This window comes from Streptomyces sp. ADI96-02 (assembly GCF_003846185.1).
Classification (GTDB): Bacteria; Actinomycetota; Actinomycetes; order Streptomycetales; family Streptomycetaceae; genus Streptomyces.
This window is the reverse complement of record NZ_ML123034.1, coordinates 4066271-4087006: the sequence shown is the minus strand read 5'-3', so window position 1 is coordinate 4087006 and position 20736 is coordinate 4066271. Positions and strand designations below refer to the sequence as shown.

Below are 20736 nucleotides of genomic sequence, written 5' to 3'. Positions count from 1 at the left end.
GCGGTGACCAGCGGAAACACGGCGGAAGGACATCACAGACTCCATAGGCGCTAGAGAACGACTAGACCCATGAAAACCTGTGCATACCCTGGAAAACCCTATGAAAAATCCCCAAGAATGTCGCGATCACCGCAGATGGCTGAGCAGGCGGGGATGAGCACATGAGGATGCGCAGGTGGGCTGAGGGAGGGGTGGGGGCGCGGACGCCCCCACCCCTCCCTCAGCCGGGCACGATGTCCGGAGCGCCGAGACGGGCCGCGTCCGCCGTCAGGTCGTCCGGCTGGAGCTGCGACTCGCGCTCCGCCTCGACCCGCTTCTCGTAGTGCTCGACCTCCCGGTCGATCCGGCCCTGGTCCCAGCCCAGCACCGGGGCCATCAGCTCCGCGCAGAGCCGGGCGCTGCGGGTGCCCCGGTCGAAGGTCTCGATGGAGATCCGGGTGCGCCGGGTCAGCACGTCGTCCAGGTGCCCGGCTCCTTCGTGCGAGGCCGCGTAGACGATCTCGGCGCGGAGGTAGTCGTCGGCGGCCGGCAGCGGTTCGCCCAGGGAGGGATCGGCCACGACCAGGTCGAGAATCTCCTCGGTCATTGAGCCGTACCGGTTGAGCAGGTGCTCCACTCGGGCGACATGCAGCCCGGTGCGTTCGGCGATCATGGCGCGGGCGTTCCACAGGGCCCGGTAGCCCTCGGCTCCGAGGAGAGGGATGTCCTCCGTGACGCACGACGCGACGCGCCGGTCCAGTCCGTGCACCGCCTCGTCCACGGCGTCCTTGGCCATCACTCGGTACGTCGTGTACTTGCCGCCCGCCACGACGACCAGGCCCGGCACGGGGTGGGCCACCGTGTGCTCGCGGGAGAGCTTGCTCGTGGCGTCCGACTCACCGGCCAGCAGCGGGCGCAGCCCGGCGTACACGCCTTGGACGTCGTCCCTGGTCAGCGGGGTGGAGAGCACCGAGTTGACGTGCTCCAGCAGGTAGTCGATGTCGGCGCTGGAGGCGGCCGGGTGCGCCTTGTCGAGGTCCCAGTCGGTGTCGGTGGTGCCGATGATCCAGTGCCGTCCCCACGGGATGACGAAGAGCACGGACTTCTCGGTGCGCAGGATGAGCCCGGTGGAGGAGTGGATGCGGTCCTTGGGGACGACCAGGTGGATGCCCTTGGAGGCGCGGACGTGGAACTGTCCGCGTTCACCGATGAGGGCCTGCGTGTCGTCCGTCCACACACCGGTGGCGTTGACCACCTGCTTGGCCCGGATCTCGTACTCCCGGCCGCCCTCGACGTCCTGCACCCGGGCGCCGACGACGCGCTCGCCCTCGCGCAGGAAGCCGACCACCCGGGCCCGGTTCGCCACGTGGGCGCCGTAGGAGGCGGCGGTGCGGACCAGCTCGGTGACCAGACGGGCGTCGTCCACCTGGGCGTCGTAGTACTGGAGGGCGCCGACCAGGGCGTCCTTCTTCAGCGCGGGCGCGACCCGCAGTGCATGGCGGCGGGAGAGGTGCCGGTGCACGGGGAGGCCGCGGCCGTGGCCGGAGGAGACCGACATCGCGTCGTACAGGGCGACGCCCGAGCCGGCGTAGAGCCGCTCCCAGCCCTTGTGCTGCAACGGATAGAGGAAGGGCACCGGCTTCACGAGGTGCGGGGCGAGCCGCTCCAGCAGGAGCCCGCGCTCCTTGAGCGCTTCCCGCACCAGCGCGAAGTCCAGCATCTCCAGGTAGCGCAGCCCGCCGTGGATCAGCTTGCTCGACCTGCTGGACGTGCCGGACCCCCAGTCGCGCGCCTCGACCAGGCCGGTCGAGAGGCCCCTGGTCGCCGCGTCGAGCACCGTCCCGGCGCCGACCACGCCCGCCCCCACGACCAGCACGTCCAGTTCGCGCTCGGCCATGGCGGCGAGCGCGGTGGTGCGCTCGGCGGGTCCCAGTGTCGCTGTCCTCACTGCTGCCTCCCGGTGGATCGGGGTGGTCGGACGCGGGAGTGCCACCCGGCCGAGGGGCCGGCCAACCCGTGTCCACTCTTCGATTCTGTCCGCGCTCCACGACTTCAGCCACCGCCTGTGGACAACACCCCGACGATCGGAACCACACAATGCGACATATAGGTCATATTTACGCCTAGTCTGACATTGCGCTGTCCACAGCAGTTGCGATCTTCGTCCATCGGTCTTAGGGAAGGACGGCTCTCCACATGCCCGCAGACCTCGCCGTCATCGGACTCGGTCACCTCGGCCTGCCCCTCGCCCAGGCCGCGGTCTCGGCCGGCATCCACACCGTCGGCTACGACCCCGACCCCCGCCCCTACGCGGAACTCAGCGCGGGCCGCTCGCCCGTCGAGGGCACGCTCACCGCCTCCGAGATCCGCCGCATGCTCTCCGGCGGCTTCCGGCCCACCACCGACGCCGCCGAACTGGGCCGGGTCCGGACCGCCGTCATCTGCTCCCCCACCCCGCTCGGCGCCGACCGCACCATCGACCTCACGGCCCTCGGCGACGCCGCCCGCGCGCTGGCCGCCCGGCTGCGCCCGCACACCACCGTGCTGCTCGAATCGGCCGTGCCGCCCGGCACCACCGAGACCTTCCTGCGCCCCCTGCTCGAAGAGGGCTCGGGACTCGTCGCCGGACGCGACTTCCACCTCGCCTGCTCCCCCAGCCGGCTCGACCCCGGCAACCGCACCCACCTCTACGCCAACACCCCCAAGGTCATCGGCGGCCTCACCTCCGCCTGCACCGAGTCGGCCGCCGCCTTCTACGGACGGCTCACCGACAAGGTCGTCCGCGCCCGGGGCCCGCGCGAGGCGGAGATGACCAAGGTCCTGGAGACGAACTTCCGGCACGTCAACATCGCGCTGGTCAACGAGATGGCGGTGGCCTGCCACGACCTCGGCGTCGACCTGTGGGACGTCATCCGGTGCGCCGAGACCAAGCCCTTCGGCTTTCAGCCCTTCCGGCCCGGACCCGGCGTCGGCGGCCACGGCGTCCCGGTGGACCCGGGCTACCTGCCGTACAGCAGCCGCACGCCCGGACACCCGCTGCGGATGGTCTCGTTGGCGCAGGAGATCAACGACCGGATGCCCAGTTACGTCATCCAGCGCTGCGCCACCCTCCTGAACGAGCACGGCAAGTCCGTCCGCGGCGCGCGCGTGCTGCTGCTCGGCGTCACCTACAAGCCGGACAGCGCCGACCAGGAGGCGTCCCCCGCCCGCGAGATCGCCGCCCGGCTGATGGACATGGGGGCCCAGATCGGCTTCCACGACCCGCACGTACTGGACTGGCGGGTGCGCGAACTGCCGGTCCCGCGCGCCGACTCGCTGTACGAGGCGGCAGCCGCCGCCGACCTGACCGTCCTGCTCCAGCAGCACCGCACCTACGACCTCCAGGGGCTCGCGGTGAAGGCCCAACTCCTCCTGGACACCCGGGGCGCCACGCCCGCAGGAGCGGCCCACCGGCTCTGAGGAAAAGGGGAGTTCCGGATTCCGACGATTTCGGAGCCGACCGGACCCGCGAGGGCCCGGACCGCCGCGCGATGCGCGCTGCGGTCCGGGCCCTCGGGCGTACGTACGGGAGGTCAGCGGCGGTGCTGCGAGTCCGCCACCGTCACCTCGACGCGCTGGAACTCCTTGAGGTCGCTGTAGCCGGTGGTGGCCATCGCGCGGCGCAGCGCGCCGAAGATGTTCATCGAGCCGTCCGGGGTGTGCGAAGGACCGGTCAGGACCTCCTCCGTCGTCCCGACCGAACCGAGGTCGACCAGCTTCCCGCGCGGCACGTCCTCGTGGACGGCCTCCATGCCCCAGTGCCGGCCGCGACCGGGCGCGTCCGTCGCACGGGCCAGCGGCGAGCCCATCATCACGGCATCCGCACCGCAGGCGATCGCCTTCGGCAGGTCGCCGGACCAACCGACGCCGCCGTCCGCGATGACGTGCACGTACCGGCCGCCGGACTCGTCCATGTAGTCCCGGCGGGCCCCGGCCACGTCCGCGACGGCGGTCGCCATCGGGACCTGGATGCCGAAGACGTTGCGCGTGGTGTGCGCGGCGCCGCCGCCGAAGCCGACGAGGACGCCGGCCGCGCCGGTCCGCATCAGGTGGAGCGCGGCGGTGTACGTGGCGCAGCCGCCGACGATGACCGGGACGTCCAGCTCGTAGATGAACTGCTTCAGGTTCAGCGGCTCGGCCGCGCCGGAGACGTGCTCGGCGGAGACGGTGGTGCCGCGGATGACGAAGATGTCGACGCCCGCGTCGACGACGGCCTTGGAGAACTGGGCGGTGCGCTGCGGGGAGAGCGCGGCGGCGGTGACGACGCCCGAGTCGCGCACCTCCTTGATGCGCTGCCCGATCAGCTCCTCCTGGATGGGAGCGGAGTAGATCTCCTGGAGGCGGCGGGTCGCGGACTCGACCGGCATCTCGGCGATCTCGTCCAGCAGCGGCTGCGGGTCGGCGTGCCGGGTCCACAGGCCTTCCAGGTTGAGGACGCCCAGGCCGCCCAGCTCTCCGATGCGGATGGCGTGCTGCGGGGAGACCACGGAGTCCATGGGAGCGGCCAGGAACGGCAGCTCGAAGCGGTAGGCGTCGATCTGCCAGGCGATCGAGACCTCCTTCGGGTCGCGGGTGCGGCGGCTCGGAACGACGGCGATGTCGTCGAATGCGTAAGCCCGGCGGCCTCGCTTGCCGCGCCCGATCTCGATCTCAGTCACGATGTGTGGCCTTTCCTCTACGTCTGCGCTGACCAGTATCCCCGACACGTGGCGAAGGGGCGGTACCGGTGACTCCGGTCCGCCCCTCACCTGCGCTGATGTGTTACTTCCTGCTGTAGTTCGGTGCTTCGACGGTCATCTGGATGTCGTGCGGGTGGCTCTCCTTGAGGCCCGCCGAGGTGATCCGGACGAAGCGGCCGTTGTCCTGGAGCTCGGGCACGGTGCGTCCGCCGACGTAGAACATCGACTGGCGCAGTCCGCCGGTGAGCTGGTGGACGACGGCCGAGAGCGGGCCCCGGTAGGGGACCTGGCCCTCGATGCCCTCGGGCACCAGCTTCTCGTCGGAGGCGACGCCCTCCTGGAAGTAGCGGTCCTTGGAGAAGGACTTGCGGTCGCCCCGGGTCTGCATCGCCGCGAGCGAACCCATGCCGCGGTACGACTTGAACTGCTTGCCGTTGATGAAGAGCAGTTCGCCCGGGGACTCCTCGCAGCCCGCCAGGAGCGAGCCGAGCATGACGGTGTCCGCGCCCGCGACCAGGGCCTTGGCGATGTCACCGCTGTACTGGAGGCCGCCGTCGCCGATGACCGGGACTCCCGCCGCCTTGGCGGCGAGGGACGCCTCGTAGATCGCGGTGACCTGGGGGACGCCGATGCCGGCGACCACGCGGGTGGTGCAGATGGAGCCGGGGCCGACGCCGACCTTGATGCCGTCGACGCCCGCGTCGATCAGCGCCTGGGCGCCGTCGCGGGTGGCGATGTTGCCGCCGATGACGTCGACCGCGCTGTTCGACTTGATCTTGGCGACCATGTCGCCGACCAGGCGGGAGTGGCCGTGGGCGGTGTCGACGACGATGAAGTCGACGCCCGCCTCGATGAGCGCCTGGGCCCGCTCGTAGGCGTCGCCCGCGACGCCGACGGCGGCGCCGACGATCAGCCGGCCGCCCTTGTCCTTGGCCGCGTTCGGGTACTTCTCGGCCTTGACGAAGTCCTTGACGGTGATGAGCCCCTTGAGGACCCCGGCGTCGTCGACCAGCGGCAGCTTCTCGATCTTGTGGCGGCGCAGCAGCTCCATGGCGTCCACGCCGGAGATGCCGACCTTGCCGGTGACCAGTGGCATCGGTGTCATGACCTCGCGCACCTGGCGCGTGCGGTCGGGCTCGAAGGCCATGTCGCGGTTGGTGACGATGCCGAGCAGCTTGCCCGCCGCGTCGGTGACCGGGACGCCGCTGATGCGGAACTTCGCGCAGAGGTCGTTGGCCTCGCTGAGCGTGGCGTCGGGGTGCACCGTGATCGGGTCGGTGACCATGCCGGACTCGGAGCGCTTGACCAGGTCGACCTGGTTGGCCTGGTCGGCGATGGAGAGGTTGCGGTGCAGCACGCCCGCGCCGCCCTGCCGGGCCATGGCGATGGCCATGCGCGCCTCGGTGACCTTGTCCATCGCGGCGGAGAGGAGCGGGATGTTCACCCGCACGTTCCGTGAGACGAGCGAGGAGGTATCGATCTGATCGGGCGCCATGTCGGACGCGCCGGGCAGCAGCAGCACGTCGTCGTATGTCAGCCCGAGCGTCGCGAATTTCTCGGGCACTCCGTCGACGTTTGCAGTCATGACACCTTCCCCAAATGGCCTTGATCGGTGCGGATGTCCATGCTAACGGGCTCCACGGGCGTCTCATTCCACGATCAAGATCACTTGGGCGTTCTGTGGCTTCCTACGGCCGCCCGGCGGCTTTGCGTGGCCGCCCTCCGGCTTCCCGCGCCGACCCGGCTGCCGCCTCCGGCAGCCCGCTGCCCGCGCCGCACCCTTCCGCTCGCGGCGGCCCCCGTACTCCCTTGTGGCGGCCCCGTACTACTGCCCGGCCAGCGCCCGCAGTCTGCTGAGCGCGCGGTGCTGGGCGACCCGGACCGCGCCCGGGGACATGCCGAGCATCTGTCCGGTCTCCTCCGCCGTCAGCCCGACCGCGACGCGCAGGACCAGCAGCTCGCGCTGGTTCTCCGGGAGGTTGGCGAGGAGCTTCTTGGCCCAGGCCGCGTCGCTGCTGAGCAGCGCCCGCTCCTCGGGGCCGAGGGAGTCGTCGGGCCGCTCCGGCATCTCGTCGGAGGGCACCGCGGTCGATCCCGGGTGCCGCATGGCGGCGCGCTGGAGGTCGGCGACCTTGTGCCCGGCGATGGCGAAGACGAAGGCTTCGAACGGCCGGCCGGTGTCCTTGTAGCGCGGCAGCGCCATCAGCACCGCGACGCAGACCTCCTGGGCCAGGTCCTCCACGAAGTGGCGAGCGTCACCGGGCAGCCGGTTGAGCCGGGAGCGGCAGTAGCGCAGGGCGAGAGGGTGGACGTGGGCCAGTAGGTCGTGGGTGGCCTGCGCGTCGCCGTCGACGGCGCGGTGCACCAGAGCACCGATCACCGTGGTTTCGTCATCGCGCATCGGACCATGGTGCCCTGATGGCGTCCGGTCCGCTCCATCGCGTCCCGAGTTGTGCACCGAAGCGTTATGAGCGGGTGCGCTGGATGTCATGTCCTGCGCCCTCCCCTTCCGCTCGACCGAATCGTTCCCGAGGAACTCCACGACTCAAGGATGCGTCATCGGCCGGGAAGCGTCACATGGCGCCGTTGGGCGGGCGTCCGGATACGGAGCGTGGAGCCGGGGGCCGTCCGGTGACCCCGCCCGCCGGTCTGCGGACGGGGACGACACGGCCCGCGACGTCAGCGGACCAGACCCCAGCGGAATCCCAGGGCCACCGCATGGGCGCGGTCCGAGGCACCGAGCTTCTTGAACAGCCGCCTGGCGTGCGTCTTGACGGTGTCCTCGGAGAGGAACAGCTCACGGCCGATCTCCGCGTTGGAGCGGCCGTGGCTCATGCCTTCGAGGACCTGGATCTCCCGCGCGGTGAGCGTCGGGGCCGCCCCCATCTCGGCGGACCGCAGCCGGCGCGGGGCGAGCCGCCAGGTCGGGTCGGCCAGCGCCTGGGTGACGGTGGCCCGCAGCTCGGCGCGCGAGGCGTCCTTGTGCAGATAGCCGCGGGCCCCGGCGGCGACCGCGAGCGCGACGCCGTCCAGGTCCTCGGCGACGGTCAGCATGATGATCCGGGCCCCGGGGTCGGCGGAGAGCAGCCGCCGGACGGTCTCCACTCCCCCCAGACCGGGCATGCGCACGTCCATCAGAATCAGATCCGAACGGTCGGCCCCCCAGCGGCGGAGGACTTCCTCGCCGTTGGCCGCCGTCGTCACCCGCTCGACGCCGGGCACAGTGGCCACCGCGCGACGGAGCGCTTCTCGGGCAAGCGGGGAGTCGTCGCAGACGAGGACGGATGTCATGACCGTCCTCCGCAGCTGATGCGCGTCACCTTGAGCCTCCAGGCTGATACATGTCGTCACCTGTGCGGTCGACCCCCTCGGACATGTGCCCGAGCTCGATCTCCGTCAACCGCATCCGCTCTCTTAACGACGGTCACTCGAAAGAGTTACGGGTCGGACCGTAGGGTTCGGCACTCTACGTGAAGGGTCGGACACGGAGGAGAACGACGCGGGTGATCCACTCGTCAACTGAATCTTCACCTGACGGCATGCCCTATTTGGCGTGATTTCTTCCCTTTCGAGGGTGTCTGTGGCTAGATTCGCAATCAGTCATATTTACATCTACTAGCACCACAGATGTACGGTCGGGACTCAGGTCACCGCCGAGACGATCGCCGATCCCGAACCGCCGCTCGCCGGCGGTCGAGATGCCGCTTCCGACGCAGCACTGCTTCGAGGGGACAAGCAATGGCAGATTTCTCCCGCCTTCCCGGACCCAACGCAGACCTGTGGGACTGGCAGTTGCTCGCCGCCTGCCGCGGCGTCGACAGCTCCCTGTTCTTCCATCCGGAGGGCGAGCGCGGCGCGGCGCGCAGCGCCCGCGAGACCTCGGCGAAGGAGGTCTGCATGCGCTGCCCGGTACGGGCCGAGTGCGCGGCGCACGCCCTGGCCGTGCGGGAGCCCTACGGGGTGTGGGGCGGCCTGACCGAGGACGAACGCGAAGAGCTGATGGGCCGGGCGAGAACCCGGCTGATCTCGACGTCGCCCACCGGAGCGCCCGGCGGCCCCGGCGCCACCTGACACCCGAACGGCCCAATCGGGCGCAGAAACGTTTCGTCGGCAGCGGCAGCAGGCGGTTTCCCGGCAGAGAGGTCCGCCTCCCGGGTGACGGCCTCCCGGAGGACGCCCGACCCCCCGCCGGACCTCCTCCCGCCCGACCCCCCGCCGGACCTCCTCCCGCCGGCCCTCCTCCCGCCGGACTTCCTCCCGCCGAACCTCCTCCCGCCGGACCTCAGCGGGCAGCCGCCAGGGCGAGCTGGTCCAGGGTGGCCGCCACCGCCGGGACCCGCGCCAGGTCCGGGAGGGTGAGCGCCACGATCTCCCGCTCGATCGCGGGTTCCACCGAGACCGTCCTGGCGCCCTTGGGCCGTACCGACTCGACGGCCAGTTCCGGCAGGACCGCCACTCCCAGCCCCGCCCCCACCAGGCCCATGACCGCCGGGTAGTCGTCGGTGGCGAAGTCGATGCGGGGCGTGAAGCCGGACTCCTCGCAGACCTCCACCAGTTGGCGGCGGCAGCGCGGACAGCCCGCGATCCACGACTCCCGCGCCAGCTCGCCGATGCCCACGCTCTCCGCGCCGGCCAGCCGGTGGCCGTCCGGGACCAGGCCGACGAGCCGGTCGGTCAGCAGCGGCCGGACGACCAGGTCGTCCCACTCGCCGCCCGCGCTCCCGTAGCGGAACGCCAGGGCGATGTCGCAGTCGCCCTCCCGCAGCAGGTCGACCGAGCGCGGCGGCTCGGCCTCCACCAGCGAGACCCGGGTGCCGGGGTGCTCGGCCCGCAGGGCGGCGAGGGCGGCGGGCACCAGGGAGGAGCTGCCGCTCGGGAAGGAGACGAGCCGGACGCGGCCGGCCCGCAGTCCGGCGATCGCGGCGACCTCCTCCTCGGCGGCGGTGAGCCCGGCCAGGATGCCGGCGGCGTGCCGCACCAGCGCCTCGCCCGCCTGGGTCAGGCGCATCTCGCGTCCGGTGCGGATGAGCAGCGCGGTGCCCGCCGAGGACTCCAGGGCCTTCATCTGCTGGCTGACCGCGGGCTGGGTGCAGCCGAGTTCGCGGGCGGCGGCGGAGAACGAGCCGGTGGCGGCCACGGCGCGCAGGACACGGAGATGACGGGCTTCGATCACCTTTCCACCATAAGAGGTTCTTGGATGGGAGGCGAGTTAATGCGGAGATTCTTTGAGGGCCGAGCCGTTAGCGTGACCCGTATGAAGCTGCTGAGCGTGAACGTCGGACGCCCTCGCCCCGCCCCCTCCGCCGGAGGTCCGGGCGGTCTCACCGGGATCGACAAGCGTCCGGTCGACGGGCCCGTATCCGTCTTCGACCCGGGCGCCAAGGGGACGGGCGGCAGCGGGCTCGCCGGGGACGCCGTCTGCGACCTGCGCCACCACGGCGGGAGCGACCAGGCGGTGTACGCGTTCGCCCGGGAGGAGCTGGACGCGTGGGAGCGGACGCTGGGCGGGCGGACGCTGGCCAACGGCGCGTTCGGCGAGAACCTCACCACCGAGGGCGTCGACGTGAGCGGCGCGCGGATCGGCGAGCGCTGGCGGGTGGGCGCGGAACTGCTGCTGGAGGTGACCTCCGGGCGCATTCCGTGCCGGACGTTCGCGGACCACCTCGGGGAGCAGGGGTGGGTCAGGCGGTTCACGCGGGAGGCCGCCCCGGGCGCGTATCTACGGGTCATCGAGCCGGGCGCCGTCCGGGCCGGCGATCCGGTCGAGATCGTGCACCGCCCGGACCACGAGGTCACGGTGGCCCTACAGTTCCGCGCGGTGACCACCGAACGCAGTCTGCTGCCCGCGCTGCTGGCGGCCGGCGAGGCGCTGCATCCCGAGGCGCTGCGCAAGGCCCGGGAGTACACCGGGGGTTGAGCGGTGGCCGGGACGCGCGGGCTGCCGGGGGCCGGTAGTTCCGGGCGGGCGGGGCGCGTCGCCGGGGCGGTGGCGCGCGGGCCGGGGCGCCCGCGATGCGGGCGGGTGCGCTCGCCGTCAGTGCGGGGCACTAACGTGCCGCGTATGACGACAGCACTGATTACGGGCGCGACGGCGGGTATCGGGGCCGCCTTCGCGCGGCGGCTCGCGGGCCAGGGACACAACCTGGTGCTGGTGGCCCGGGACACCGCGCGGCTGCGCGAGCAGGCCACCGAACTGCACGACCGGCACGGCATCGAGGCGGAGGTGCTGAGCGCCGACCTGTCCACGGACGGCGGGATCGAGGCGGTCGAGAAGCGGCTCGGGGACCGGACGCACCCGGTCGATCTGCTGATCAACAACGCCGGGTTCGGCAACAAGGGACGCTATCTGGACGTGTCCATGAGCGACGAGCTGACGATGCTGAAGGTGCACTGCGAGGCGGTGCTGCGGCTGACCTCGGCCGCCACCGCGGGGATGCGGGAGCGCGGCCGGGGCGGAGTGGTCAACGTGGCGTCCGTCGCGGCGTTCGTGCCGCGCGGTACGTACGGGGCGTCCAAGGCGTGGGTCGTGCAGTTCACCCAGGGCGCGGCGCGGGACCTGGCCGGGTCGGGGGTGCGGCTGATGGCGCTGTGCCCCGGGTTCGTACGGACGGAGTTCCACGAGCGGGCCGGGATGGGCACGGGCAACATCCCGGGCTGGATGTGGCTGGACGCCGACAAGTTGGTGGCGTCGGCCCTGACGGATCTGGCGCGCGGCCGGACGGTGTCCGTCCCGGACCCGCGCTACAAGGCGCTGATGGGGCTGGTGAAGGTGACGCCGCGCAGCCTGCTCGGCGGGGTCACCTCGCGCACGGGACGCAAGTACGGGCCGCAGTAGCCGGACGGCGGCGGGCCGCAGTAGCCGGACGGCGGCGGGCCGAGGAGGTCTCGGCCGCGGGCATCACGGCGGCGGCCCCATCCACCGGCCCTCCCGTGCTCGCACGGAAGCCGGGCCGTGCGCCCGAGGTGCGTCCCGCTCCGCCCGCAGGACGGGCCGCCCGACGGCCGGCGCATCGGCCGCCACCGCCACCGGACACGTCACCCCCGAGCGCCCCGCGAGGAGCCCGAGTCCCCCATGCACCCCACCGCCGACGCCTCCGCCGACACGTCAGCCGCCCCCGGCGCACCGACCGCCCTGCTGGCCATGGGGCCCGGCGTCGCCGAGCAGTTGTTCACCGCCGGGCAGCGGCGGCGGCTGACCGCGCTCGTGGACACCGACCCCGCGCTGGTCGCCCACCGGCTCACCGACCCCACGCCCGAGGTCGCCGCCGCGCTGGCCGGGGCCGAGCTGCTGATCACCTGCTGGGGCGCGCCTCCGCTCACCGCCGAGGTCCTGGCCGCCGCACCCCGGCTGCGGGCCGTCGTGCACGCGGCCGGAAGCGTCAAGCACCATGTCACCCCGGCCTGTTGGGAGCGCGGCATCGCGGTGGCCTCGGCGGCCGGGGCGAACGCGCTGCCGGTCGCCGAGTACACGCTGGCGGCGATCCTGTTCGCGGGCAAGAACGTCCGGGCCGCGGCCCTGCGCTACCGGGAGCTGCGCGCCCCGCACGACTGGCGCGCGGAGCTGGCCGGGCACGGCAACTACCGGCGCGCCGTGGGCATCGTCGGGGCCTCGCGGATCGGCCGCCGGGTGATCGAGCTGCTGCGCCCGTTCGATCTGGACGTCCTGCTCTTCGATCCGTACGTGGACGGGCCCGGGGCGCGGGCGCTGGGCGTGGAGGCGGTGGAGCTGGACGAGTTGTGCGCGCGCAGCCGGATCGTGTCGGTGCACGCGCCGGAGCTGCCCGCGACCCGGCACATGATCGGCGCCGCGCAGTTGGCGGCGATGGCGGACGGGACGACGCTGATCAACACCGCGCGGGGTTCGCTGGTCGACGGCGACGCGCTGCTGCCCGAACTGGTCTCGGGCCGGCTGAACGCGGTGCTCGACGTGACGGAACCGGACATACCACCGGCCGGCTCCCCGCTGTACGAACTGGAGAACGTGCTGCTGACCCCGCACGTGGCGGGCTCGCTGGGCGAGGAGATCCACCGCATGGCGGACTTCGCGCTGGAGGAGGTGGCCCGGTACGCCCGCGGCCTGCCGTTCGCCGACCCGGTCAGCCCGGACGCCCTGGGCCGCTCGGCGTGAGGCCCCGGAACGCCGTGAGGCCCGGCGCCCCCGCGACGGGGGTACCGGGCCTCGGGCGCGTACCGGAGTACGCGCCGGGCGCGCCGTACTGCTGACCAGCGGCCGGTGGCTGCTGAGCGGTGACCGGCGGCTGGTGGCTCCTGGCCGGTGACTGACCGGCCAGGGACCGGTGCGGGTGACTAGTGGGAGTGGCCGTGGCCGCCGTGACCGGCGTCGGCCTCTTCCTCGGCCGGCTTCTCGACGACCAGGGTCTCGGTCGTGAGCAGCAGCGACGCGATGGACGCGGCGTTCTCCAGGGCGGAGCGGGTGACCTTGACCGGGTCGATGACGCCGGCCTTGACCAGGTCGCCGTACTCGCCGGTGGCGGCGTTGAAGCCCTGGCCCTTGTCGAGCTCGGAGACCTTGGAGGTGATGACGTAGCCCTCCAGGCCGGCGTTCTCGGCGATCCAGCGCAGCGGCTCGACGGCGGCGCGGCGGACGACCGCGACACCGGTGGCCTCGTCGCCGGTCTTGCCGAGGTTGCCCTCCAGCACCTTCACGGCGTGGACGAGGGAGGAGCCACCGCCGGAGACGATGCCCTCCTCGACCGCGGCGCGGGTCGCCGAGATGGCGTCCTCCAGGCGGTGCTTCTTCTCCTTCAGCTCCACCTCGGTGGCGGCGCCGACACGGATCACGCACACGCCGCCGGCCAGCTTCGCGAGGCGCTCCTGGAGCTTCTCGCGGTCCCAGTCGGAGTCCGTGGACTCGATCTCGGCCTTGATCTGGTTGACGCGGCCCTTGACGTCGCCGGCCTCGCCGCCGCCGTCGACGATGGTCGTGTCGTCCTTGGAGACCGTGACGCGGCGGGCGGTGCCGAGCACGTCCAGGCCGGCCTGGTCGAGCTTGAGGCCGACCTCCTCGGCGATGACGGTCGCACCGGTGAGGGTGGCGATGTCGCCGAGCATGGCCTTGCGGCGGTCGCCGAAGCCCGGGGCCTTCACCGCGACGGCGTTGAAGGTGCCGCGGATCTTGTTGACGACGAGGGTGGAGAGCGCCTCGCCCTCGACGTCCTCGGCGATGATCAGGAGCGGCTTGGAGCCGCCGGCCTGGATGACCTTCTCCAGGAGCGGGAGCAGCTCCTGGATGGAGCCGATCTTGCCCTGGTGGATCAGGATGTACGGGTCGTCGAGGACGGCCTCCATACGCTCCTGGTCGGTCACCATGTACGGGGACAGGTAGCCCTTGTCGAAGGCCATGCCCTCGGTGAACTCCAGGTCCAGACCGAAGGTGTTGGACTCCTCGACGGTGATGACACCGTCCTTGCCGACCTTGTCCATCGCGTCCGCGATGAGCTCGCCGACCTGGGTGTCCTGCGCGGAGAGCGCGGCCACGGCGGCGATGTCGGACTTGTCCTCGATCGGGCGGGCGGTCGCGAGGAGTTCCTCGGACACGGCCTTGACCGCGGCGTCGATGCCCTTCTTCAGGGCGGCCGGGGAGGCGCCGGCGGCGACGTTGCGCAGGCCCTCGCGGACGAGCGCCTGGGCCAGGACGGTCGCGGTGGTGGTGCCGTCACCCGCTACGTCGTTGGTCTTGGTCGCCACCTCCTTGACGAGCTGGGCGCCGAGGTTCTCGTACGGGTCGTCCAGCTCGACCTCGCGGGCGATGGTGACACCGTCGTTGGTGATGGTGGGCGCGCCGAACTTCTTGTCGATGACGACGTTGCGGCCCTTGGGGCCGATCGTCACCTTGACCGTGTCGGCCAGCTTGTTGACGCCGCGCTCAAGGGCGCGACGGGCGTCCTCGTCGAACTTCAGAATCTTCGCCATGGGCTGTGTTTCCCTCTCGAACGAACTGCGCCCCTCGCCACCCGGCTAGTTGTTACGCAGGGGGCCAGGGGCGCAGAACACAAGCAAACGTGGGTGAAATTACTTCTCGACGATCGCGAGGACGTCGCGGGCCGAGAGGACGAGGTACTCCTCGCCGCTGTACTTCACCTCGGTGCCGCCGTACTTGCTGTACAGGACGACGTCGCCGGTCTTGACGTCGAGCGGAAGGCGCTCGCCGTTCTCGAAGCGGCCCGGACCCACGGCGAGGACGACGCCCTCCTGGGGCTTCTCCTTCGCGGTGTCCGGAATGACCAGGCCGGAAGCGGTGGTCTGCTCGGCGTCGAGCGGCTGGACCACAATGCGGTCCTCAAGCGGCTTGATCGCAACCTTGGTGCTGGTGGTCGACACGATCCGGTCTCCCCCTTCGGAGATCTCACGGGGTTTAACAGTCTGTGGGCGGCGACCGGACCGATCCGTCGTCGCGGGTGCCGGACCTGCCCTGTCGCGCAGTGTGGTGCTGGCACTCTCCAGGGGGGAGTGCCAGACCTGAGACTATGACCGCGATTAGCACTCGGTCAAGCGGAGTGCCAATTCACCACCCGCGCGCCGCCTCCGCGCCCTCCCCGGAAGCGCGTTCCGGGACGCGCCGGGCCGCTCCGGGACGCGTCCCGTACGCGCCGACCGCCCCGAACGACGCATGCGCGCACAGCGGGGGCTGCGCGCGCATGCGTCGGCGTACGGGGAAGGGCCTGCGGCGGAGGAGTCGCCGCCGCGCGGCCGGGCGTCAGACGTAGTCCTCCAGGCGGGCCACCGCGTAGCCCTTGTCCGTGATGGTCTTCATCACCTGGCGGATCATGTCGGGCATCGTGCCCTTCCAGTCCTCCTTGCCCCGGAAGTGGGTGAGCACGATGTCGCCGGGGTGCAGGTCCCGGTCCCACTCGCGCCACTCCATGTGGTCGGGGAATGCCTCGGAGGCCCACAGCGGCACGGCGGTGATCCCGCAGGACCCGGCGACGACGAGCGTGTCGCGGTTGTAGTTGCCGTAGGGCGGACGGAAGAGCGTGGGCCGCTTCCCGTAGCGCTTCTGGAGCTTGTCCTGCTGATCGCAGATCTCGCTCTTCTGCTCGGCGCGGGAGAGGCCGGGCAGATAGCGGTGGTTCAGCGTGTGGTTGCTGAGGGTCACCCCGCGCTTCTGCATCTTGGCGAAGTAGCCGTAGTCGTCGTTGATGACGTAGTCGCTGAGGAACGCGCTGTACGGGATGTCGAGTTCGGTCATCATCCGCAGCAGCTCGGGGTCCTTCTCGGCCCCGTCGTCCATCGTCAGGAAGACGATCCGCTCCTTGGTGGGGACGGTGGTGAAGACGGGCGGCAGCCCTTCGTCGTCCTGGACCTCGAACCCGTCGCGGGTGGTGATGCGCGGTTTCGTCCTCGGCGGCTCGGGGGCCGCGAGGGGGACGGCGCTCAGGCCCCACTTCTTCGCGGCGACGGCGCGGGCGGCCTGCTTCCGCCGAAGCTTCTGGGCGTACGTGTCCAGGGCGCGGGCGGGACCGGCCTGCGGCGCGTCTCCGCCCTGCTGTCCGGCGGCGGGCTTCGCCGGCCCGCCGGAGGACGCGGAGCCGTCGCCTCCCGTCTCCGCCGCGCACCCGGAGACGACGGCGGCGGCCAGCAGGGCCGCCAGCACGACGGAGCCCGGCCTGTACCGTTTCACGGCTGATTTTTCTTTTTGTCGTACTAGCTGCATGGCGTCGCATCCTGCCATCCGCCACCGGCCGCCCGCCGCCGACACCGCGAGCGGCCGGGCGCCGTCCCCCGGCCGGCCCACACGCCGCCTGGCTCACAATGGACCGGGTGAACGCAACGACCTCCGCCGCCTCGGCCGACGACCCCGCCCGCGCCGACTTCGCCGCGCTGCGCACGCCCGAGGGCGAACAGCTGCTGGCCGCCCTGCGCGACCACGACCCCGCCCAGGAGCTGGCGACCGCGACCAGGCTGCGCCGTGCGCACCCGGCCCGGCTGGTCTCGGCGGCGCTGGGGCAGGCGCGGCTGCGGCAGCGGGCGGCGGCGAAGTTCGGGGCCGAGGACGCCTACCGGATGTACTTCACGCCCAACGGCGTCGAACAGGCCACCCGCACCTCGGTCGCCGCCCACCGCGCCGCCCGGTTCGCGGCGCTCGGCGTGCGGAGCGTGGCGGACCTGTGCTGCGGGATCGGGGGCGACGCCATCGCGCTGGCCCGCGCCGGCGTCCGCGTGCTCGCCGTGGACCGCGACCCGCTCACCGCCGAGGTGGCCCGCGCCAACGCGGACGCGCTCGGTCTGGCCGGGCTGATCGAGGTGCGGTGCGCCGACGTCGCGGAGATCGACGCCTCGCCGTACGACGCCGTCTTCGTGGACCCGGCGCGGCGGGGCGGGCGCGGCCGGATCTTCGACCCGGAGGCGTACTCACCGCCGCTGTCCTGGGCGACGGCCGCCGCGCTGAAGGCCCCCCGCGCGGCGCTGAAGATCGCTCCGGGCATCCCGCACGAGGCGATCGGACCCGAGGCGGAGGCCGAGTGGATCTCGGACGGCGGCGACGTCAAGGAAGCGGTGCTCTGGTACGGGGAGGGGTTCGCGGCCGGCTCGTTCCGGGCGACCCTGCTGCCGTCCGGAGCCGCCCTGACCGCCCCGGCCCCGCTGCCCGCCCCGCCGGTCGGCCCGGTCGGCCGCTACCTGTACGAGCCGGACGGCGCGGTGATCCGGGCGCACCTGGTCGCGGACGTCGTGGCGCGGTGCGGCGGACGCCTGGTGGACGAGACGATCGCGTACGTCACCGCTGACGAGCCGTACGCCTCCCCGTACGTCTCCGGGTACGAGATCACCGACCGGCTCCCGTTCAACATGAAGCGGCTCAAGGCCCTGCTGCGGGAGCGGGAGGTCGGCGTACTGACCGTCAAGAAGCGCGGTTCGGCGGTCGAGCCGGAGGAGCTGCGGCGGCGGATGAAGCTGAGCGGACCGAACGCGGCGACGGTGTTCCTGACGCGGGTGGCCGGGGCCCCGACGATGCTCATCGGGCACCCGCTGGCCTGAACCACCGGCCCGCGCGCCGTCGGCCCGTACTCCCCTGCCGGGCCGCCCCGGCCCTCCGGCCCGCGCGTCTCAGGCGTCCCGCAGGGCCTGGATGTCCAGCTTGCGCATGCCCAGCATCGCCTTCATGGCGCGCTCCGCCTTGGCCGGGTCCGGGCCCGACAGCAGCTCGGGCATGGCGCTCGGGACGATCTGCCAGGACAGGCCGAACCGGTCCTTCAGCCAGCCGCACTGGCTCTCCTCGCCGCCCTCGGTGAGCGCGTCCCAGAGCCGGTCGACCTCGGCCTGGTCGGCGCAGTCCACGGAGAGCGAGATCGCCTCGGTGAACGGGAACTGCGGGCCGCCGTTGAGCCCCAGGTACTCCTGGCCGGCGAGCAGGAAGCGGACGGTGAGCACGCTGCCGGGCTCACCGGGGCCCGCGTCGCCGTTGCGGCTGACGTCCAGGACGCGCGAGTCGCCGCCGAAGATCGCGATGTAGTACCGGGCCGCTTCCTCGGCCTGGCCGTCGAACCAGAGACAGGTGGTGATCTTCTGCATGGTCTTCTTCCCCTCGTCGGGCCTTCGCCATGTCCGGGCGGGGTGGCCGGGACGTCGTGCAAGGTAGACCCGTCCCGGCGGGCGAAGTCATCGGACACGCCCGGAGGAGTTCAGCCGGGCACCCCGTCGGGCCTCTCCCCGGCCCGCCCGGCGGCTTCGCGCGGCCCGGCGGCCCGGACGGCGGCCCTCCGGCCCGCGCCCGGCAGCAGGACGTACGCCGCCAGCGCGGCGACCGCCAGGAACGCCGACGAGAGCCAGAAGGCGGCGGCGTGGCCCGCGGACAGGGCGGCCGGCCCCGCGCCGTCGCCCGTGACCCCGGTGGCGACCGTGACCAGGACGGCGAGACCGAGCGAACCGCCCACCTGGCGCGAGCTGTTGAGCAGCCCGGACGCCATACCGGTCTCGCCGGGAGCCACGTCGGTGGTGGCCGCCGTGCCGAGCGGGACGAAGCCCAGCCCGATGCCGAGGGAGCAGAGCAGCGACGGGCCGAGGACGGAGCCGAGGAAGCCGCCGTCGGCGGTGGCGGTCGCCGCGAACCAGGCCATGCCCAGCGCCGCCAGGCCGGCGCCCACCGCCATCAGCGGGCGGAGGCCGAGCACGGCGACCGCCCGGGGGGCGAGGACGGAGCCGACGACGATACCGGCGCAGAACGGCAGGAAGGCGGCTCCGGCGGCGGTGGAACCGTAGCCGAGCACCAGTTGCAGGTGGAGCGAGACGAAGTAGAACGCGCCGAACTGCGCCGAGGCCAGCAGCAGGCAGACCAGGTTCGCGGTCAGCACGGGCCGGCCCCGCAGCAGTCCGGGGCGCAGCAGCGGCGAGGCGGTGCGCCGCTCGACGGCGACGAAGGCGGCCAGCAGGGCGGCGGCGCCGAGCGTGGCCGACGTCGTCGCCGAGCCCCACGCGTGGGCCGTGGTCCGCACCAGCCCGAGCACCAGCAGAGTCATGCCGGCCGTGGCGAGAAGCGCTCCCGCCACGTCGAGCCGCGCGCCGGTCCGCCGCTCCGAGCCGACGGGCCCGGTGCGGATGGCAGCGACGAGGGCGAAGGCGACGATGGGCACGTTGATCAGCATCACCGCACGCCACCCGGCGGCGTCGGTGAGCAGCCCGCCCGCGAGCACCCCGACCGCGCCGCCCGCCGCACCCGCCATGCCCCACAGCCCGAGGGCGCGGGAGCGGGCGGGCCCCGCCGGGAAGGCGAGGGTGATCAGGGCGAAGGCCACCGGGGCGAGGGCCGCCGCGCCGACGCCCTGCACCGCGCGGGCCGCCACCAGGGAGCCGGGCGACCAGGCGAGGCCGCCCGCCAGACCGGCCGACCCGAAGAGCGCCAGACCCGCCGTCAGGACGCGGCGGGGGCCCGCCAGGTCGGCGAGCCGGCCGCCGAGCATGAGGAGCCCGCCGAAGGCGAGGGCGTAGGCGTTCACGACCCAGAGCAGCCCGTCGCCGCCGAAGCCGAGATCGCTGCGGATGTCGGGCAGGGCCACGTTCACCACGGACATGTCCAGCGAGACGAGGAACTGCACCGTGAGCGCCACCACCAGCAGCCACCGCCCGTGCCGGGCCGCGCGCCCCGGTGCGCTCTGCGGCGCACTCCCCGATGCGTCGTGTGCCGCGCCGCTCATGGCAGCCCCCCTTCCCCCCTCGCCGGCTCCCGCCGACGTCCGCCGGCTCCCGTTCCCGCCGGCCCTCGAACGAGAATTACCATACATGTATAGAAAATAAACGCGGGAGGCCGGAGAACCACCCCCGCGCGACGGCGCGGGCGAGCCGGAGGGAGAGAATGCCCGGATGCCAGGCAGCGAGAAGAAGACGGCGGAGGACGGGCGGCGGACGACGTCCGGACGGCCGGTGGGGCGGCCCCGCAGGCTGGACCCGGACAGGATGGTGGCCACCGCGCGCCGCATCGTCGAGGAGGAGGGCGTCGACGCCCTGAGCATGCGGCGGGTGGCGAAGGAGCTGGGCAGCACGCCGATGGCGCTCTACCACTACGTCCAGGACAAGGACGAGCTGCTGATGCTCACCCTGGCCGGCACCGCGGCGGACTTCCCGCGCCCGGAGCTGCCCGAGGACCCGCGCGAGCGGATGGTGGCGGTCGCGGTGCACCTGCACGACGTCATCGGCCGCATACCGTGGGTGCTGGACATCCTGGCGCTCGGCGAACCGACCGACCGCAACGCCCTGTGGATGGTCGAGGAGATCGTCGACTGCGCCCTGGCCTGCGGCCTCACCCCGGCGCGCTCGGTGCGCGCGTACCGGACGATCTGGAGTTACGTCTACGGCGACCTGGTCCTCCGCAGGGCGGCGGCCCGCCGGGCGCACAGCCCGGCACGGCGGCAGTCCTTCCCCGAGACGCTCACCCCGAAGGACGCGGCGGAACTGCCCCGGCTGACCGCGGTGAAGGACCGCTGGCGCGCGTACGCGGCCGACTACGAGGTCGCCGAGGAGATCGACGCGGTCGTGGCGGGCCTGCTCACCCGGGCGGCCGACGCTCCGGCGCCCTGACGGCGGACGG

General features: G+C 72.4%; 18 protein-coding genes. 7 read left to right on the top strand and 11 right to left on the bottom strand.

Features of this window, described 5'->3' with window-relative positions; genetic code table 11:
• Positions 1 to 220: 220 nt before the first annotated feature.
• Positions 221 to 1927, bottom strand: coding sequence for a glycerol-3-phosphate dehydrogenase/oxidase (locus tag EES43_RS18145; RefSeq protein WP_124269663.1), 1707 nt, complete (start codon positions 1925 to 1927; stop codon positions 221 to 223).
• Positions 1928 to 2175: 248 nt separating this feature from the next.
• Here EES43_RS18145 and EES43_RS18140 point away from each other — a divergent pair, with 248 nt between their 5' ends.
• A complete protein-coding gene (locus tag EES43_RS18140) occupies positions 2176 to 3438 on the top strand; it encodes a nucleotide sugar dehydrogenase (protein ID WP_124269662.1) in 1263 nt (420 codons plus the stop codon).
• A gap of 113 nt (positions 3439 to 3551) precedes the next feature.
• Here EES43_RS18140 and EES43_RS18135 read toward each other — a convergent pair whose 3' ends face one another.
• From EES43_RS18135 to EES43_RS18120, 4 genes are all read right to left on the bottom strand, one after another.
• A complete protein-coding gene (locus EES43_RS18135; RefSeq protein WP_007453079.1) occupies positions 3552 to 4676 on the bottom strand; it encodes a GuaB3 family IMP dehydrogenase-related protein in 1125 nt (374 codons plus the stop codon).
• Positions 4677 to 4779: 103 nt separating this feature from the next.
• Entirely contained in the window at positions 4780 to 6282 is a 1503-nt protein-coding gene (gene guaB, locus EES43_RS18130) for an IMP dehydrogenase (RefSeq protein ID WP_124269661.1), read from the bottom strand.
• 240 nt (positions 6283 to 6522) lie between these two features.
• On the bottom strand, positions 6523 to 7098 hold the full coding sequence (locus tag EES43_RS18125; RefSeq protein ID WP_056796454.1) for a sigma-70 family RNA polymerase sigma factor: 576 nt from the start codon (positions 7096 to 7098) through the stop codon (positions 6523 to 6525).
• Between the two features lie 278 nt (positions 7099 to 7376).
• Complete coding sequence (locus EES43_RS18120) at positions 7377 to 7988, bottom strand: response regulator transcription factor (RefSeq protein ID WP_003948568.1); 612 nt, start codon at positions 7986 to 7988, stop codon at positions 7377 to 7379.
• A gap of 447 nt (positions 7989 to 8435) precedes the next feature.
• On the opposite strand from EES43_RS18120, the gene EES43_RS18115 reads away from it, so the two are divergent.
• On the top strand, positions 8436 to 8768 hold the full coding sequence (locus EES43_RS18115) for a WhiB family transcriptional regulator (RefSeq protein WP_124269660.1): 333 nt from the start codon (positions 8436 to 8438) through the stop codon (positions 8766 to 8768).
• A gap of 211 nt (positions 8769 to 8979) precedes the next feature.
• Here EES43_RS18115 and EES43_RS18110 read toward each other — a convergent pair whose 3' ends face one another.
• Positions 8980 to 9870, bottom strand: coding sequence for a LysR family transcriptional regulator (locus EES43_RS18110; RefSeq protein WP_124269659.1), 891 nt, complete (start codon positions 9868 to 9870; stop codon positions 8980 to 8982).
• Positions 9871 to 9951: 81 nt separating this feature from the next.
• Here EES43_RS18110 and EES43_RS18105 point away from each other — a divergent pair, with 81 nt between their 5' ends.
• From EES43_RS18105 to EES43_RS18095, 3 genes are all read left to right on the top strand, one after another.
• Entirely contained in the window at positions 9952 to 10614 is a 663-nt protein-coding gene (locus tag EES43_RS18105; RefSeq protein WP_124269658.1) for an MOSC domain-containing protein, read from the top strand.
• 144 nt (positions 10615 to 10758) lie between these two features.
• Positions 10759 to 11532: an SDR family NAD(P)-dependent oxidoreductase gene (locus EES43_RS18100; RefSeq protein WP_124269657.1), complete on the top strand. Its 774-nt coding sequence runs from the start codon at positions 10759 to 10761 to the stop codon at positions 11530 to 11532.
• 237 nt (positions 11533 to 11769) lie between these two features.
• On the top strand, positions 11770 to 12825 hold the full coding sequence (locus tag EES43_RS18095) for a hydroxyacid dehydrogenase (protein WP_124269656.1): 1056 nt from the start codon (positions 11770 to 11772) through the stop codon (positions 12823 to 12825).
• Between the two features lie 179 nt (positions 12826 to 13004).
• Here the strand turns inward: EES43_RS18095 and groL are convergent, their stop codons facing one another.
• The 3 genes from groL to EES43_RS18075 all read right to left on the bottom strand — a co-directional run bounded on the left by groL (position 13005) and on the right by EES43_RS18075 (position 16371).
• Positions 13005 to 14630, bottom strand: coding sequence for a chaperonin GroEL (gene groL / locus EES43_RS18090; protein ID WP_124269655.1), 1626 nt, complete (start codon positions 14628 to 14630; stop codon positions 13005 to 13007).
• 99 nt (positions 14631 to 14729) lie between these two features.
• On the bottom strand, positions 14730 to 15038 hold the full coding sequence (gene groES / locus EES43_RS18085) for a co-chaperone GroES (RefSeq protein ID WP_124269654.1): 309 nt from the start codon (positions 15036 to 15038) through the stop codon (positions 14730 to 14732).
• A gap of 376 nt (positions 15039 to 15414) precedes the next feature.
• Entirely contained in the window at positions 15415 to 16371 is a 957-nt protein-coding gene (locus EES43_RS18075; protein WP_124269652.1) for a polysaccharide deacetylase family protein, read from the bottom strand.
• 98 nt (positions 16372 to 16469) lie between these two features.
• Here EES43_RS18075 and EES43_RS18070 point away from each other — a divergent pair, with 98 nt between their 5' ends.
• The gene (locus EES43_RS18070; protein WP_124269651.1) at positions 16470 to 17693 is read left to right on the top strand and encodes a class I SAM-dependent methyltransferase; all 1224 of its coding nucleotides are present in this window, start codon (positions 16470 to 16472) and stop codon (positions 17691 to 17693) included.
• Between the two features lie 69 nt (positions 17694 to 17762).
• Here the strand turns inward: EES43_RS18070 and EES43_RS18065 are convergent, their stop codons facing one another.
• The gene (locus tag EES43_RS18065; RefSeq protein ID WP_124269650.1) at positions 17763 to 18227 is read right to left on the bottom strand and encodes a VOC family protein; all 465 of its coding nucleotides are present in this window, start codon (positions 18225 to 18227) and stop codon (positions 17763 to 17765) included.
• Between the two features lie 110 nt (positions 18228 to 18337).
• Complete coding sequence (locus tag EES43_RS18060; RefSeq protein ID WP_124269649.1) at positions 18338 to 19846, bottom strand: MFS transporter; 1509 nt, start codon at positions 19844 to 19846, stop codon at positions 18338 to 18340.
• Between the two features lie 166 nt (positions 19847 to 20012).
• Between EES43_RS18060 and EES43_RS18055 the strand changes: the two genes are divergently transcribed.
• On the top strand, positions 20013 to 20726 hold the full coding sequence (locus tag EES43_RS18055) for a TetR/AcrR family transcriptional regulator (RefSeq protein ID WP_124269648.1): 714 nt from the start codon (positions 20013 to 20015) through the stop codon (positions 20724 to 20726).
• Positions 20727 to 20736: the final 10 nt, after the last annotated feature.

Excerpts from the sequence above, each read along its gene's own strand:
- EES43_RS18140 (WP_124269662.1), top strand. The coding sequence starts at position 2,176 with ATGCCCGCAGACCTCGCCGTCATCGGACTCGGTCACCTCGGCCTGCCC.
- EES43_RS18075 (WP_124269652.1), bottom strand. The coding sequence starts at position 16,371 with ATGCAGCTAGTACGACAAAAAGAAAAATCAGCCGTGAAACGGTACAGG.
- EES43_RS18055 (WP_124269648.1), top strand. The coding sequence starts at position 20,013 with ATGCCAGGCAGCGAGAAGAAGACGGCGGAGGACGGGCGGCGGACGACG.
- EES43_RS18105 (WP_124269658.1), top strand. The coding sequence starts at position 9,952 with ATGAAGCTGCTGAGCGTGAACGTCGGACGCCCTCGCCCCGCCCCCTCC.
- guaB (WP_124269661.1), bottom strand. The coding sequence starts at position 6,282 with ATGACTGCAAACGTCGACGGAGTGCCCGAGAAATTCGCGACGCTCGGG.
- EES43_RS18100 (WP_124269657.1), top strand. The coding sequence starts at position 10,759 with ATGACGACAGCACTGATTACGGGCGCGACGGCGGGTATCGGGGCCGCC.
- EES43_RS18060 (WP_124269649.1), bottom strand. The coding sequence starts at position 19,846 with ATGAGCGGCGCGGCACACGACGCATCGGGGAGTGCGCCGCAGAGCGCA.
- EES43_RS18125 (WP_056796454.1), bottom strand. The coding sequence starts at position 7,098 with ATGCGCGATGACGAAACCACGGTGATCGGTGCTCTGGTGCACCGCGCC.
- EES43_RS18095 (WP_124269656.1), top strand. The coding sequence starts at position 11,770 with ATGCACCCCACCGCCGACGCCTCCGCCGACACGTCAGCCGCCCCCGGC.
- EES43_RS18070 (WP_124269651.1), top strand. The coding sequence starts at position 16,470 with ATGGACCGGGTGAACGCAACGACCTCCGCCGCCTCGGCCGACGACCCC.
- EES43_RS18115 (WP_124269660.1), top strand. The coding sequence starts at position 8,436 with ATGGCAGATTTCTCCCGCCTTCCCGGACCCAACGCAGACCTGTGGGAC.
- groL (WP_124269655.1), bottom strand. The coding sequence starts at position 14,630 with ATGGCGAAGATTCTGAAGTTCGACGAGGACGCCCGTCGCGCCCTTGAG.
- EES43_RS18065 (WP_124269650.1), bottom strand. The coding sequence starts at position 18,227 with ATGCAGAAGATCACCACCTGTCTCTGGTTCGACGGCCAGGCCGAGGAA.
- EES43_RS18120 (WP_003948568.1), bottom strand. The coding sequence starts at position 7,988 with ATGACATCCGTCCTCGTCTGCGACGACTCCCCGCTTGCCCGAGAAGCG.